Here is a 13,001-nt window from a genome sequence, read left to right on the forward strand (position 1 = left end):
GGGGGGGGGAAGGAGGGGGGGGGGGGGGGGGGGGGGGGGGGGGGAAAGGGGGGGGGGGGGGGGGGGGGGGGGGGGGGGGTGGGGGTGGGGGGGGGGGGGGGGGTGTCCCCCCCCCCCCCCCCCCCCCCCCCCCCCCCCCCCCGGGACCCGATCAGTTACAGGTCGTGATGCTCAGGCTGCTGTCGCCGCACAGGAGCAGGCTGGCGCGGCTGCCGCCCCCACCGCCGCCGCCGAGCTGCGCGGCCTCGGTGTTCTCTTCCTTCGGGGTTTCCATGGACTGCAGGTCGAGAAGGGTCATGGCTGGTTCCTTTCCTTCGCTGGTGTGCTCCGATGGGTCACGGCCCCCCGGTGGGGACCGGCTCTGGGGCCGCCGCGGTGCGCGGCGGCGGGAGGAACGGCAGGTGGACGCGTCCGCCGGTGGCGGCGCTGCCGAGGGCCAGCAGGGCGCCGGCGGTGCCGGTCGACAGGTCCATGGACAGGCGCATCATCTGCTCGCCGGGGAAGGCGAGCCGTCCCTCGTACGGGAGCGCGTGACGGGCCAGGGCCTCGATCTGCCGGCCGATGTCCCCGGGACGGGTGCCGGGGCCGGGGGTGGTGGTCCGGGACAGGTGCAGGATCATTCCGGCGGCGCCGCGGAAGAGGCCGGGCTGGGCGTAGAAGGTGGCCTGGGCCGCCTGGACGATCTCGGGCCGGGCCTTCTCGAAGCGGTCGTCCGCCGCGTGCCAGGACCAGTCGTCGAGGACCACGCCGATGCCCACGCTGCCCGCGCCGAGATAGGGCATGGTGCGCCAGCCCTCGTCCACCTGGAGCGTGCCGAAGGCGCTGGTCACGCAGTGGTCCAGGTCCCGGTGCAGGAAGTGCCCGGCACGCCGGAGCAGTTCGGGGTCCCCGGTGCGCTCGTACAGGCGCAGGTGCAGCAGGGCGATCCCGCTGTGGCCGTAGAGCAGCCCCGTCCGCTTGAGCCCCGGGGCGGCGGCGTGGGCCAGTTCGGCGCAGCGCAGGGCGGCGCCGTGCAGGGTGCCGTCGCCGGTGGCCGTGCCGAGGGAGTCGAGGGCGAGCCCGATGCCGGCGAGGCCGCCGTGCAGGTCCGGGCCGGCGGACTGCCACGGCTGGTCGAGCAGGCGCTCCACCAGGGCGAGCGCCCGGTCGTGATGGCCGAGCCGGTGGTGGGTCCAGGCGAGTCCGGCGAGGCCGTCGTAGAAGCCGAGCGGGGTGCCGGACTCCGGGTCCCGCGTACGGGCCAGCAGCCACTCCTCGGCCTCCGGCCAGGGCGCGTCGCCCGTCTCGGCGAGTGCGTACAGGACCCCGGCGGCCCCGTGGCCGAAGGCCGTTCCGCCGCCCGCGGTGGCGAACTGGGCCGGATCCCCGGGGAAGAGGCGGTCCTCGCGGTCCGGGGTGGCGGTGGCGCGCAGGACGGCCGTGAGGGAGGCGCGGGCGGCGGGCCAGTCCTCGGGGCGGGCCGGGAGGTACGGCAGGGCGGGGGCGGGTGCCCGCCCGCCGGGGGAGCCGTCCGCCGGACCGGCGAGGATCTCCCGTACCGCCTCGTCGAGGAAGGAACGGGGTACGGGAAACTGCTCGGCGGCGATGTCCGCGAGGTGCGCGGCCTTGCCCCGGTCCATCACCAGCAGACTGGTCAGCGGCAGGAACAGGGCCAGGCGCAGGCAGGCCAGGGCGTACCGGTCGACGGCGAAGCCGCGCCGGCCGGGCGGTGCGACGAAGGCCGGGTTGGCCACCGTCTGGCGCAGGCCCTCGTCGACGTGGGCGGCGGCCTCGAAGTCGAGCAGCGCGACGGAGGGTTCGCCGGTGGCCGGGTCCTCCGCGACCATGATGTTGAACAGGTGCAGGTCGTTGAAGACGATGCCGCGGGCGTGCACGGCGTCGACGGCCTCCGTCACCCGGGCGTGGATCTTCAGTGCCCAGTCGGTGTAGGCGGCGAGCTCCGAGGGGCCGGGGTCGGCCTCGATCAGCGGATGGCGGCGGGCGAAGTAGGTGTTGAGGGGTTTGCCGTCGAGGTACTGGAGCGCCAGGAAGTGGTGGTCCCCGACGGTGAAGGCCCCGCGGACTGCGGGTACGCAGTCCAGTCCGGCCAGCCGCTCCAGCGCCCTGCGCTCCCGGTGCAGCCGGGCAACGGCGTCCGCCCCGTCGGCGGCGAGCCCGGCGAAGGGGCGGGCCTCCTTGAGGACGACCGGCTCTCCCGTGCGGGTGTCGCGGCCCGCGTACACCCCGCCGCCGTTGGAGAAGTGCAGGGCCCGCTCCACGGCGTAGGGCATGCCCTCCAGGGTGACGGCGGAGCGCCGCTCCAGGTGCGGCCGGAGGAATCCGGGCGGCTCCACCCAGGCGGGAGGCCGGAACACCGGGCCGCGCACCTCCGGCACCAGCCGTCCGCCCGGCTCCTCGATCGCCGGGACCAGCTCGCCGCTTTCGTCGTAGCAGTGCCGCAGGGTGAAGCTGCCGTAACGCAGGTGCACGGGGCCGTCGTTCCAGCGCAGGTCGCTGAGGATGTACGGGCCGGGCTCGCCGGCCAGCAGGGCGTCCAGGTCCTCGGCGACGCCCCGGCAGGCGTCCGTGCCGGCGGGGTAGACGGTGAGGAACTTGCCGCTCGCGGCGCGGTCCGCGTACTTGGCGTTGCGCAGGTGCAGCAGGTACCGGCTGGGCACGAACTTGAAGGCGATCCGCCGCTCCACGCAGTAGGCGTGGACCCGGTCGAGGACGGACTCCGCGTTGTCGAGGCAGGCCGACACGTGGATCTTCCAGCCCTGGGAGGGCAGTCGCAGGCCGAGGGGGCGCAGGGCGAGCCAGTCGCCGCTGCGGTGCGAGCGCCAGCCCTCGGGTACGGGGGCGACGGCCGCCGGGAAGCCCTCTCCGGCACGCCGGTACGGGGCGTCGTAGAACCAGCGGTCGGCGTCGCAGTACGCCGCGTGCCCGTTGCTCACACCTGCTCCCTCGGTCGGTGACGGGAGCAAAGGTGACACGCCGCGAGGAAGCGGCGACAGTCGCGTTTGTCACCAGCCCGACGTGCAGTACGCACGGGTCACCCGGCTCTCGCCCGCCCCGCGTGCCGCCCCGCGGCCGCACCGATCCGGTCACCCTGGACGGCCCCGTGGTGAACCGCTCGCCGCCGCCACCAGGGATCCGATATCCGAACCTGGCGTCCGTAAATCGATCCTCGACGTGCGGAGGCCTTTCATATCTGACAATGTCACCCCCAACTGGCCGCTGGATAGCAGAGATAGGGCCAGTTTCAACCTTTGAATCGAAAGCGAGTCCTGTCGTGCGTCACCGCTTAGCAGCAGTCTCCGCCGCCGCCCTCCTCTGCCTCGCCGGCGCCACGGGCGTGGCGCAGGCCGCGCCCGCGACCCCGCACGGACCGTCCGCCATGGTCTTCAGCGTCATCCAGGGCCGCGACGCCGCCGCGGGCACCGTCCTGCGGGCCGCCACCCTCAGCTGCGCCTACACCGCCGAGGGAACGCACCCCGACCCCAGGGCCGCGTGCGACGCCCTGGGCGCCACCGGCGGCAAGCTCGACCGCCTGCTGGCCGCCCCGGCCCCGGACCGCCCCTGCCCCCGGCAGTACGCCCCCGTCACGGTCACGGCGGACGGCGTCTGGCGCGGCAGCCGCATCTCGTGGCAGCACACCTTCCCCAACCCCTGCGAGATGTCGGCGACCCTGAACGGCAACGCGCTCTACGCCTTCTGACGCCGCGGGATCAGCGGCCGCCGTCCGGGGCGAGGGCCGCGGCCGCCGCGAACAGGCGGGCGCAGCGCCGGGTCATGGCGTCCGGGGTCTGCTCCGGGTGCTTGACCCACCAGCGGACCAGGGTGGCGACCAGGTCCCGCCACACGTACATGAGCGCGTCGGCGTCCAGCGGATCGGCGGATCCGGCACCGCGCAGCAGTTCGGCGGTGCCGGCGGCGGCCAGCCGGTCGACGGCCGACCAGTAGCCGGCGGCCACGCGCGCGGCCTCCCCGTCCGGCGGCAGGGTGGTGTCGTAGAGCACGAACCACGCCTCCCGCTGCCCCTCCAGCGCGGTGAAGATCGCGTCGAGCACGCGCAGCGGGGTCTGCGGGGTGGTCCCGTCCGGCCCCATGGCCGCGCGGACGGCCTCCAGGATCCGGTCGCCGACCGGGACCAGGCAGGCCGTGTAGAGGTCCTCCTTGGTGCCGAAGTACTGGTGCAGCAGCGTCTTGGTGACGCCGACCCGGGCGGCGATCGCGGGCAGCGACGCGGCCGCGTAACCACGGGTGCCGAACTCCTCCGTGGCGGCGTCCAGCATCTGGCGGGCGCGGTGCTCGCGGGGGACTCCCTTGGTGCCGGCTCTTGAAGAAGGGGTTGCCATGAATCGATCTTACCAGTAGGTAATTTACCGCAAGGTAAATTTGTGCCACGGCGACCTCTGGAGTACCTCCATGGACGGCACCACCCCTCGCCCGGCCCCCCGCACCCGCTCCTGGTGGGGCTGGGGCTGGACCGACGCCCACCCCGACGACGCGGAATGCGCCGCGATGGGGGCACTGCTCCCCGGCACCCTGGCCCGGCCCCTGCCCGTCCCCGACGTACGCGACCTCCGCATCGGGGCCCCCGCCGTCGAGCCGCCCCCCAGCCTCGCCCACCTGGTCACCGCCGACCCGGCGGACCGCGCCGCCCACGCCATGGGCAAGGCCTACCGCGACGTGGCGCGCGCCCTGCGCGGGCAGCCCGGCCGCATCCCCGACCTCGTCGCCCGCCCCGCCGACGAGCAGGGCGTGGCCGACCTCCTGGACTGGGCCGGCGGCCACGGGACCGCCGTCGTCCCCTACGGCGGCGGCTCCTCGGTCAGCGGGGGAGTCGAGTACCGGGGCGACGCCCACCGGGCGGTGCTGTCCCTCGACCTGACCGCGATGCGGCGCGTCCTGGAGGTCGACACCGCGGGCCGCGCCGCGCGCATCCAGGCCGGCGCCCTGGGGCCGGACCTGGAGGCCCAGCTGCGCCCGCACGGCCTGACCCTGCGCCACTTCCCGCAGAGCTTCGAGTTCTCCACCCTCGGCGGCTGGCTCGCCACCCGGGCCGGCGGCCACTACGCCACCGGACGCACCCGCATCGACGACTTCGTCCAGTCGATGCGCGTGGTCACCCCCGCCGGCACCAGCGGCTCCTGGCGCCTGCCCGCCTCAGGGGCGGGCCCCTCGCCCGACCGCCTCTTCCTGGGCTCCGAAGGGGCGCTCGGCGTCATCACCGAAGCATGGATGCGCCTCCAGGAACGCCCCCGCCACAAGGCCTCCGCGGCCGTCGCCTTCACGGACTTCCACGCGGCCCTCCGCGCGGTGCGCGACCTCGCGCAGTCCGACCTCTCACCCGCCAACTGCCGCCTCCTCGACCCGGGCGAGGCCGCCCTGTCGGGCGCCGCCCAGGACGGCGGCTCCGTCCTCGTCCTGGGCTTCGAGTCCGCGCACGAACCGGTCGACGGCCGGCTCGCGCGCGCCGTCGAGCTGGCCCGCTCCCACGGCGGCCGCCGCGGCGGGAGCACCGGCCCGGACCGGGGAGCCGACGGGACACCGGCCGGCGACGCGGCCGTGGGCGCGTGGCGCGCGGCCTTCCTGCGGATGCCCTACCTCCGCGACGGCCTCGTCCGGATGGGCGCGGTGGCGGAGACCTTCGAGACGGCCGCCACCTGGGACCGCGTCCCCGGCCTGATCGACGCGGTGCGCACCGAGGTCGGCGCGGCGGCACTCAAGGCCACCGGACACCCCGCCACCGTCAACTGCCGCCTGACGCACGTCTACCCCGACGGCGCGGCCCCCTACTTCACCGTCCTCGCCGCAGGACGGCCCGGCGGCGAAGTCGCCCTCTGGGACGGCCTCAAGACCGTCGCCGGCGAGGTCCTGCACCGGCACCGCGCCACCATCACCCACCACCACGCCGTAGGACGGGACCACCGGCCGGGCTACGACCTCCAGCGCCCCGAACCCTTCGCACTGGCCCTGCGGGCCGCGAAGGACGCGCTCGACCCCCGCGGCATCCTCAACCCCGGCGTGCTCGTGGACTGACGGGGTCCCGCGCCGCGCCCCGCCTCCCCCGGCCGGGGGAGGGAGATGGTTCCGCCGGGTGACGCCGCGCCGCCGTGCTCGGTGCGAGGTTCGGGACATGACCAGTACCGAACGGACGACGGAGGCGCTCCGGAGCGCCCGGTGGCAGCGGTGGCAGCGGTGGGCGGCCCCGGCGACGATGCTGTGGGCGGTGCCGTACGCGGGCTTCGGCCTGGCGTGCGCGCTGACCGGGACCTCCTTGCCCTATCACGGAGGCGGCCCGGGGAGCTCCTGGCCGGGGTGGGCGGTCGCGGCGCTGGGCGCGCTGTCGGCCTCGGCCGGTGGTGCGGTGGTGCTGTACGGGCTGCGGCCGGTGGTCCGGGCGCTGCTCTGGGTGCTCTGCGCCCTGGCCGGTACCACCGCGTTCAGCCTGCTGATGGACGTCATCACGCTGATGTTCGGTCAGGGGGTGGACAGCCGGGCCTCCGCTGCGAACAAGGCCCTCGCGGCCGTCGGGGCGGTCCTGCTCGCGGCCACGGCCCGGTCCGGCCGGCCGCCCGCCGGCACCACCGCACGGGCGCCGTCCGCCGCACCCCGCCCGGTCCTGCTCGCCGCCTGGGCGGGGACGCTGGCCTTCGTCCCGTACGCGGCGATGAAGCTGCTCTGGGCGTTCGGCGGGACGTTCGCGGGGACCACCGGTGCGGAGGTGCTCGCGGTATCCGAGCGCAACGGCGCCTCGGGCGTCTTCCTCACGCTGGAGTCCTGGGGCCTGGACCCCACCGCCCTGCTGGCCGCCCTCGGCGTGTTCCTGCTCTGGGGCCTGGTCCGCCCCTGGGGGCAGGTCTTCCCGCGCTGGACCCCCTTCCTGCGCGGCCGCCGCGTGCCGCGCTGGCTCCCGCTCACCCCCGCCCTGCTCGGCGCCGCCACCCTCGCCCCGTACGGCGTCGTGGGGGTCGGATACCTGGCCCTGGCCACGTCCGGAGTGGCGCCGATGCGGCGTGGCGACTTCCACTCCGCGGGCGACGCGCTGCTGGTCGGCTGGATCGGTGTGGCCGCCTTCGCCGTCTACGGCATCGCCCTGACCGTCGCGGCCCGTTCGTACTGGCTTCGGACGCGTCCCGCCGGCACCCCTTCGCCGGAGGGCGCGGCCACGGCCACGGCGACGGCGTGAGCGGAACGCGTCCCGGCACGGGCCGCGGCGGGTCCCCCCCCCGGTCGCTCGCCCGTTCGGCGGACCTGTTCCCGTACGCGGGGCGTCGTCGCCCGGAATGGATACGGATGTTCCCGGCATCCGGCCCCGTTGTCCCAGGGAGACTTCGATGAACTGCATCAACCGACGCGACCTCGCGCTGCTGGCCCTCCGCGCCGGGACCGGGGCCGTGCTGATGGCACACGGCACCCAGAAGCTGTTCGGCTGGTTCGGCGGGGGGGGGGGGGGGGGGGGTGGGAGGGGGGGGGGGGGGGGGGGGGGGGGGGTGGGGGGGGGGGGGGGGAGAGGGAGGGGGGGGGGGGGGTGGGGGGGGGGGGGGGGGGAAGAACCCCCCCGCCGCCATGGAGCACATGGGCTTCACCCCCGGCCGGCAGAGCGCCCTGGCCGCCGGACTCGGCGAGACCGGGGGCGGGGCCCTGCTCGTCCTAGGGCTCGCGACCCCGGCCGCCGGCGCCGCGGCGGCGGGCGCCATGGCCGGCGCGGTGTCCGTCCATGCTCCGGCCGGCTTCTTCGCACAGGCCGGCGGATACGAGTACCCGGCGTTCCTCGGATTCACAGCGGCTGCCATCGGCCTCGCCGGCGCGGGCCGCTACTCCCTCGACCACGCCACCGGGCACACCTTCGACCAGCGGTGGATGCTCGCACTGGCCTTCACCGCGAGCGCGGTCGCGGCGGCCGCGGTCGTCGCCAAACGGGCGCACGGGCAGCAGCAGGACACTCCCTAGAGGGTCTTGAACGAGTCGTGGGCGGTGAAGTGGTACAGGCCGGTCTTCGGGCGGGAGACGGTGCCGGGGGCGGCGAGCGGCAGCCTGACGCTGACCGCGTTCGGCATGTGGTCCGGGTCGGCCAGGATGACGATCTCGTCGGCGACGGGTCCGCTGCCGCCCGACGGGTTGAGGTCCACGGCCGCGTACGTGGTGGCCCCCGGCCGGACCGGGTGCGCCGGAGCACCGCCGAGGCCGTCGGGAGGCGTCGCCTGGATGCCGAGGGCGGTGCCCTTGGCGCTGAAGCCGACGGCGGGGTGGAAGGCGAGCCCGCACGTGGTGGAGCCGTTGTTGGTCACCGTGATGACGCGGACCGTGGCCGGGAAGCCCTGCGGCGAGGTCAGCTTGACGGTGATGTCCCGTGCGGAGCAAGGGTGGGTGTAGGCGTAGCTGTCCTCGGTGCCCGGCCCGCCGCTGCCGCCCGTGCCCGCCTCGGCAGGGCTCGCGGCGGCCGCCGGCGTCTCGGTGCGGGACGGCGTCGGAGTCGGCGTCGGGGTCGGCGTCGGAGCGGCGTCAGAGGCCGCCGTGCCCGAGCTCGGGCTCGCCGTGGGTGCCTTGAGCGCCCCGCTCGTGGCACCGCCCTCACAGCCCGTCAGGCCGAGAACGAGCCCGGTGAAGGTGGCCAGGGCCGCGGAACGGCTCCGGTGGATGCGCATGATGGAACTCCCCCGTGTGGTGCGTACGTTCGGGAACCGTAACCGGCGGCCCCTCCAGGGGAGTCGGCCGGGTACCGCTCTCGCCCCGTCGGGGCCTGCCAGCCGGCGGCCGCCCTCACCCGGGGAGCCGAGGTGCTGCCACGGGCGCACCGAGGGGTCGCCCACGCGGCCCCGGAGTCAGTTCCCCTTGCCGAGCCGGGCCGCCGCCTCCGTGGCCACCTCGTAGGCGCCCGCGTGGGACGGGTCGATGTCGCCGTCGACCGGTGCGTACCGGACCGCGACCACCACGTTGCCCTGGCGGAAGCAGACCTCGCTGGTCACCCTGCCCCCGCTGGGATACCGGATGCGTGAGAACGCCTCGTCGCCGAAGTCCGACAGCTCCGCCGTCATCGGGCCCGTCTTCCCCTCCGACTCCTCCTTGACCCGCCGGAAGCTCTCCCGCGCCTGCGGCGTCCCCAGCCGGGTCACCCGCACCTGCAGGACCGGCTGCGGGTCACGTCCGGGGCCCGCCCAGGTGCAGGACGACTCGGCCTCCACCCCCTCCGCCGGCCCCGCCACCAGCCGGGCCGTCTGCGCCGACACGAGCGAGCAGGGACGCGGATCGGAGTCGAAGTCGCCCTGCCGCGCCAGGTCCTGGTACAGCCAGACCCCGACCGCCGTGGCGGCCGCGGCGGCGGCCACCGCCAGCGCGACACGGCGCGTACGACCGGGACGGGAGGGGGACACCATGTCCGCAGGGTAGCGGGCCCGGGGGCGGCCCGCCGCCGTGGTGGCGGACTCCGGCACCGCCGCGGGGGCGGACCTCAGGGTTCACTCAGGCGGACGGCGAGGGCGGCGACGTCGTCGTCGAGCCGTCCCCTGCTGTAGCGGAGGAGGTCGCGGTGGAGGGCCGCGAGCAGTTCGCGGGGCGGGGTCGGGGGCTGCCGTCGCATCCAGGCCGTCAGCGGGAAGAACTCGCCGTCGCGGGCGCGGGCCTCGGCGATCCCGTCGGTGTAGAGGAGCAGCAGGTCGCCCGGGGCGAACTCGAAGCTGTCGACGCTGTAGTGATCGCCGATCAGCTCCGCGAGACTGAGCAGCGGCGAGGGGGCGTCGGGTTCGAGGACACGGACTTCCCCGCGGTTCAGGAGGAGCGGCGGAGGGTGTCCGCAGTTGAGGATGTCGATGTGCCTGCCCTCGTGCGGGATCTCGACGAGCAGGGCGGTGGCGAAGCGCTCCGTCGCTCCGTCGGCGGGGAAGGCGGCGTTGTAGCGGGTGCTGCTGGCGTCCATCCGGCGTGCGACGTCGACCATGTCGGTCTCGTCGTAGGCCGCCTCCCGGAAGGCGTTGACGATCGCCGCGGCCGCCCCCACCGCGGGCAGCCCCTTGCCCCGCACGTCACCGATGAGCAGCCGCACCCCGTACGGCGTGTCGGCCACCTCGTAGAAGTCCCCGCCGATGCGGGCCTCCGCCGCGGCCGCCAGGTACAGCGATTCGATCGCCACGTCGCCGAAGCGGCGGGGCATGGGGCTCAGCACCACCTGCTGCGCCGCGTCGGCGACCAGCCTCACCTGGAAGAGGGTGCGCTCGCGCTGGAGCCGCAGGTGGCTTCCGTACGCGGCGGCGACGGTGACCGCGATGATCCCGGCGGCCGTCCACCACGTCCCCAGGTCGGGGAAGACGAGGCTGAGGCCGATCATCAGGATCAGGCAGACCGTACCGAGCAGGACGGTAGGGAGTACCGGCCACATGGCGGCGGCGAGGGCCGGGGCGGCGGGCAGGAGGCGGCTGAAGGCCATCTCCGGCGGAGTGGTGTACGCCAGGCTGGCGATGACGACGGTCAGGATGACCGGCGACAGCCGCACAAGCCTTCCCGGGCCGGGGCGCCGACGGAGCCGCGGCCGTCCGGACTCGATCACAGTTCACAGGATATCCACGCAATGAGGGCATAGCGCTCCGTGCGGCCGGGGATCGTCAGCCCCCGGGGGTCCCGAGGCCGTCGAGTTCGGCGGCGAACAGCAGGGCGGGGTCGAAGCCCATCGGGGCGAAGTGACCGGCGAGCTCCAGGGACAGGATGCCGTGCAGGCGGGTCCAGAAGGCCAGGAAGCGGTGGAGGGCCTCGGGCGGGGCGGAGTGGCCGCCGGCCCAGTCGCGGTGCTCCGCCAGGTGGGCGGTGAACGGCGTCGCGGGCGCGGCCGGAGCGGGGGTCGCGCAGGCGTGGAGCAGGGTGGTCATGATCTCGGCGGAGATGGCGGTGGTGTCCTCGGGCGCGTGGTAGCCGGGGACCGGTGTGCCGTAGAGCAGGAAGTACCGCTGGGGGTCCGCCAGGGCCCAGTCCCGCAGGGTGTGCGCCAGTCCGGTCAGGCCGGCGCCGGCCGCGGCGGCCGCCCGGAGGGTGTCGGCGAGGCTCCGGTAGGCGTCGCGGACGAGTGCGGTGATCAGCTCGTCGCGGCCGGCGAAGTAGCGGTAGAGGGCCGGCCCGCTCACGCCCATCTGCTTCGCGATCGCGTTGAGGGAGAGCGCGGACGCCCCCGCCGCGGCGATCTGCTCCCAGGCGCGCTCCTTGATCTCCGCGCGGACCTGGGCCCGGTAGCGCTCCCGCGGGGTCCTCGCGCTCGTTCCCGCCATGGCCGGCCGCCTTTCCCGTCCCCCGCCGTGCCGTCCGCCCGGCGAGTTAGAAGGTATCACGCAACCTATTGCCTCTCACTTCCGTGTGGTTATAACGTCTAACGAACATTGGATCCTCTCCCGCTCGCCATGCTCGCCACCGAACGTCGAAGGAGAACACCGTGTCCGGCATCCGCGCCGCCCTGTTCACCCTCCCGCCGGCCGTCGCCCTCATCGGCGCCACCGCGTTACCCGCCGCGGCGGGTAACCCCCACGGCCCCCGCCCCGGCGAGCCCCTCACCTGCCGCGGGGCCGGCGTCGACCCGGGCGCCCGAGTCCGGCACCGGGCCGAGGTCCTCGTCGACGCGCCGCTCCGCACGGTCTGGAAGCTGCACACCGACGTGGAACGCTGGCCGTCCTGGCAGGCTCCCGTCACGACCGCGGAACGCCTCGACCACGGCCCCCTCCACCGGGGCTCGGCCTTCCGCTGGACCACCCCGGTACCTCCCAACCCGACGCCGGCCACCAGCCTGGAGATCACCTCGACCGTCGAACAGCTCCGGCACCACTCCTGCGTCCGCTGGACGGGCCCCGCGACCGGGAAGGGGCTGCACATCGACGGCGTCCACGTGTGGAACTTCACCGAGACCCCGGGCGGGATCCGGGTGAGCACCGAGGAGACCCACACCGGCCCCCAGGTCGACGCGGACGTCCCCACCGCGACCGCCATCCTCCGCCAGGGACTCGAAGCATGGCTGGACGACCTGAAGGCCACCGCCGAGGCCCGCGCCCACCACCACCGGCCGTGACGCCCTCCGCGGCCGCGGAGGGCACCCCCTAGGGCCCGCTCGTAGGCGGTTCGGGCATCCAGTCGCGCGCCGGGTCGTACTCCAGCCAACGGCTGCGCCCCGCTTCCGCGGCGCAGGCCGCGGTGAGGCGGCCGAGCCCCGGGTGCTCGTCGCCGGTGCGCCACAGCAGCGACCAGGCGTACAGCGGAGTGGGGTCGACCAGCGGGACGGAGCGCAGGCCGGGGACGTCCGGCAGGGGGACGTCGGCGGGCACGAGCGAGAACCGCCGCGGGTCCCCGGCCACCTCCGCGAGGAAGTGGCCGAGCCCGAGGTTGATGCTCGTGGCCCGGTCCGCAATGCCGAACCGGTCGGCGAACTGGTGGAGGAAGTCCAGGCGGTCCAGCGTGCCGGGTGCCCACAGCACGCTGCCGCGCAGCTGCCCGGGCCGCAGCGCCGCCGAGGAAGCGAGGGGATGGGCGGTGCCCAGTACGGCGTCCACGGGTTCGAGGCGGATGAGCCGGTGCGCCAGTCCGCCGTGCAGCGGAGGGTGGACCCGGCCGAAGGCCGCGTCGATGTCACCGTCCAGCAGTGCCGCCGCGACCGAGGGCAGATCACGGCCGTGCCCCGGCACCAGTTCCCCGGCCCCCGCGGCGACCTGGGCCAGCGTCCGCATCGGCGCGTACAGGTGCCCCCAGACGTCCACGCGCAGCGGCCGGCCGGTCCCGGCGGCCGCCGCGACCGCGGTGTCGGCGGCGGCCACGGCGTGCCGGGCCGGCGCCAGGAAACGCCGTCCGGCATCGGTGAGCCGGACACCGGTGCCGCCGCGCTCGAACAGCCGGGTGCCGAGCAGGGATTCCAGCCGCGCGATCCGCTTGGACAGCGCCTGCTGCGAGATGGCGAGCATCCCGGCCGCCCGCCCGAAGTGCAGTTCCTCTGCGGCGCGCACGAAGGCACGTACCTGCGCCACATCAAGATCCATGGCCCTCACCATAGGCGA

General features: G+C 75.2%; 12 protein-coding genes and 1 pseudogene. 5 read left to right on the top strand and 8 right to left on the bottom strand.

What is annotated here, in order from left to right:
* Positions 1-151: 151 nt before the first annotated feature.
* Both ACZ7IF_RS27875 and lanKC read right to left on the bottom strand, forming a co-directional pair.
* A complete protein-coding gene (locus tag ACZ7IF_RS27875) occupies positions 152-298 on the bottom strand; it encodes a SapB/AmfS family lanthipeptide (protein WP_401238381.1) in 147 nt (48 codons plus the stop codon).
* Positions 299-335: 37 nt separating this feature from the next.
* Positions 336-2,933, bottom strand: coding sequence for a class III lanthionine synthetase LanKC (gene lanKC, locus ACZ7IF_RS27880; protein WP_470976632.1), 2,598 nt, complete (start codon positions 2,931-2,933; stop codon positions 336-338).
* A gap of 338 nt (positions 2,934-3,271) precedes the next feature.
* Between lanKC and ACZ7IF_RS27885 the strand changes: the two genes are divergently transcribed.
* Positions 3,272-3,697 carry a subtilase-type protease inhibitor gene (locus ACZ7IF_RS27885; RefSeq protein ID WP_470976635.1) on the top strand — a complete coding sequence of 142 codons (426 nt, stop codon included), beginning with the start codon at positions 3,272-3,274 and terminating at the stop codon, positions 3,695-3,697.
* A 10-nt stretch (positions 3,698-3,707) separates the two neighbouring features.
* Here ACZ7IF_RS27885 and ACZ7IF_RS27890 read toward each other — a convergent pair whose 3' ends face one another.
* On the bottom strand, positions 3,708-4,337 hold the full coding sequence (locus tag ACZ7IF_RS27890; RefSeq protein WP_470976638.1) for a TetR/AcrR family transcriptional regulator: 630 nt from the start codon (positions 4,335-4,337) through the stop codon (positions 3,708-3,710).
* 70 nt (positions 4,338-4,407) lie between these two features.
* Between ACZ7IF_RS27890 and ACZ7IF_RS27895 the strand changes: the two genes are divergently transcribed.
* From ACZ7IF_RS27895 to ACZ7IF_RS27905, 3 genes and pseudogenes are all read left to right on the top strand, one after another.
* Entirely contained in the window at positions 4,408-6,024 is a 1,617-nt protein-coding gene (locus ACZ7IF_RS27895; RefSeq protein WP_470976641.1) for an FAD-binding oxidoreductase, read from the top strand.
* Between the two features lie 97 nt (positions 6,025-6,121).
* The gene (locus ACZ7IF_RS27900) at positions 6,122-7,174 is read left to right on the top strand and encodes a hypothetical protein (protein WP_470976644.1); all 1,053 of its coding nucleotides are present in this window, start codon (positions 6,122-6,124) and stop codon (positions 7,172-7,174) included.
* Positions 7,175-7,322: 148 nt separating this feature from the next.
* A pseudogene (locus ACZ7IF_RS27905) lies at positions 7,323-7,938 on the top strand (DoxX family membrane protein).
* Here the strand turns inward: ACZ7IF_RS27905 and ACZ7IF_RS27910 are convergent.
* From ACZ7IF_RS27910 to ACZ7IF_RS27925, 4 genes are all read right to left on the bottom strand, one after another.
* Positions 7,935-8,633 carry a DUF4232 domain-containing protein gene (locus tag ACZ7IF_RS27910; RefSeq protein ID WP_470976647.1) on the bottom strand — a complete coding sequence of 233 codons (699 nt, stop codon included), beginning with the start codon at positions 8,631-8,633 and terminating at the stop codon, positions 7,935-7,937. The pseudogene ACZ7IF_RS27905 and the gene ACZ7IF_RS27910 overlap by 4 nt on opposite strands.
* 177 nt (positions 8,634-8,810) lie before the next feature.
* A complete protein-coding gene (locus ACZ7IF_RS27915) occupies positions 8,811-9,362 on the bottom strand; it encodes a hypothetical protein (protein WP_470976649.1) in 552 nt (183 codons plus the stop codon).
* A 74-nt stretch (positions 9,363-9,436) separates the two neighbouring features.
* Positions 9,437-10,528: a PP2C family protein-serine/threonine phosphatase gene (locus tag ACZ7IF_RS27920; RefSeq protein ID WP_470976652.1), complete on the bottom strand. Its 1,092-nt coding sequence runs from the start codon at positions 10,526-10,528 to the stop codon at positions 9,437-9,439.
* Positions 10,529-10,583: 55 nt separating this feature from the next.
* A complete protein-coding gene (locus tag ACZ7IF_RS27925; protein WP_470976655.1) occupies positions 10,584-11,237 on the bottom strand; it encodes a TetR/AcrR family transcriptional regulator in 654 nt (217 codons plus the stop codon).
* Positions 11,238-11,398: 161 nt separating this feature from the next.
* Between ACZ7IF_RS27925 and ACZ7IF_RS27930 the strand changes: the two genes are divergently transcribed.
* Positions 11,399-12,025, top strand: a complete 627-nt coding sequence (locus tag ACZ7IF_RS27930) for an SRPBCC family protein (RefSeq protein WP_470976658.1) — start codon at positions 11,399-11,401, stop codon at positions 12,023-12,025.
* A gap of 28 nt (positions 12,026-12,053) precedes the next feature.
* Here ACZ7IF_RS27930 and ACZ7IF_RS27935 read toward each other — a convergent pair whose 3' ends face one another.
* On the bottom strand, positions 12,054-12,983 hold the full coding sequence (locus tag ACZ7IF_RS27935; protein WP_470976661.1) for a LysR family transcriptional regulator: 930 nt from the start codon (positions 12,981-12,983) through the stop codon (positions 12,054-12,056).
* Positions 12,984-13,001 lie beyond the last annotated feature (18 nt).

Source organism: Streptomyces sp. NPDC037421, assembly GCF_055602105.1.

Coding starts and splice junctions, on each gene's coding strand:
- ACZ7IF_RS27895 (WP_470976641.1), top strand. CDS start 4,408: ATGGACGGCACCACCCCTCGCCCGGCCCCCCGCACCCGCTCCTGGTGG.
- ACZ7IF_RS27910 (WP_470976647.1), bottom strand. CDS start 8,633: ATGCGCATCCACCGGAGCCGTTCCGCGGCCCTGGCCACCTTCACCGGG.
- ACZ7IF_RS27915 (WP_470976649.1), bottom strand. CDS start 9,362: ATGGTGTCCCCCTCCCGTCCCGGTCGTACGCGCCGTGTCGCGCTGGCG.
- ACZ7IF_RS27935 (WP_470976661.1), bottom strand. CDS start 12,983: ATGGATCTTGATGTGGCGCAGGTACGTGCCTTCGTGCGCGCCGCAGAG.
- ACZ7IF_RS27925 (WP_470976655.1), bottom strand. CDS start 11,237: ATGGCGGGAACGAGCGCGAGGACCCCGCGGGAGCGCTACCGGGCCCAG.
- ACZ7IF_RS27900 (WP_470976644.1), top strand. CDS start 6,122: ATGACCAGTACCGAACGGACGACGGAGGCGCTCCGGAGCGCCCGGTGG.
- ACZ7IF_RS27890 (WP_470976638.1), bottom strand. CDS start 4,337: ATGGCAACCCCTTCTTCAAGAGCCGGCACCAAGGGAGTCCCCCGCGAG.
- ACZ7IF_RS27875 (WP_401238381.1), bottom strand. CDS start 298: ATGACCCTTCTCGACCTGCAGTCCATGGAAACCCCGAAGGAAGAGAAC.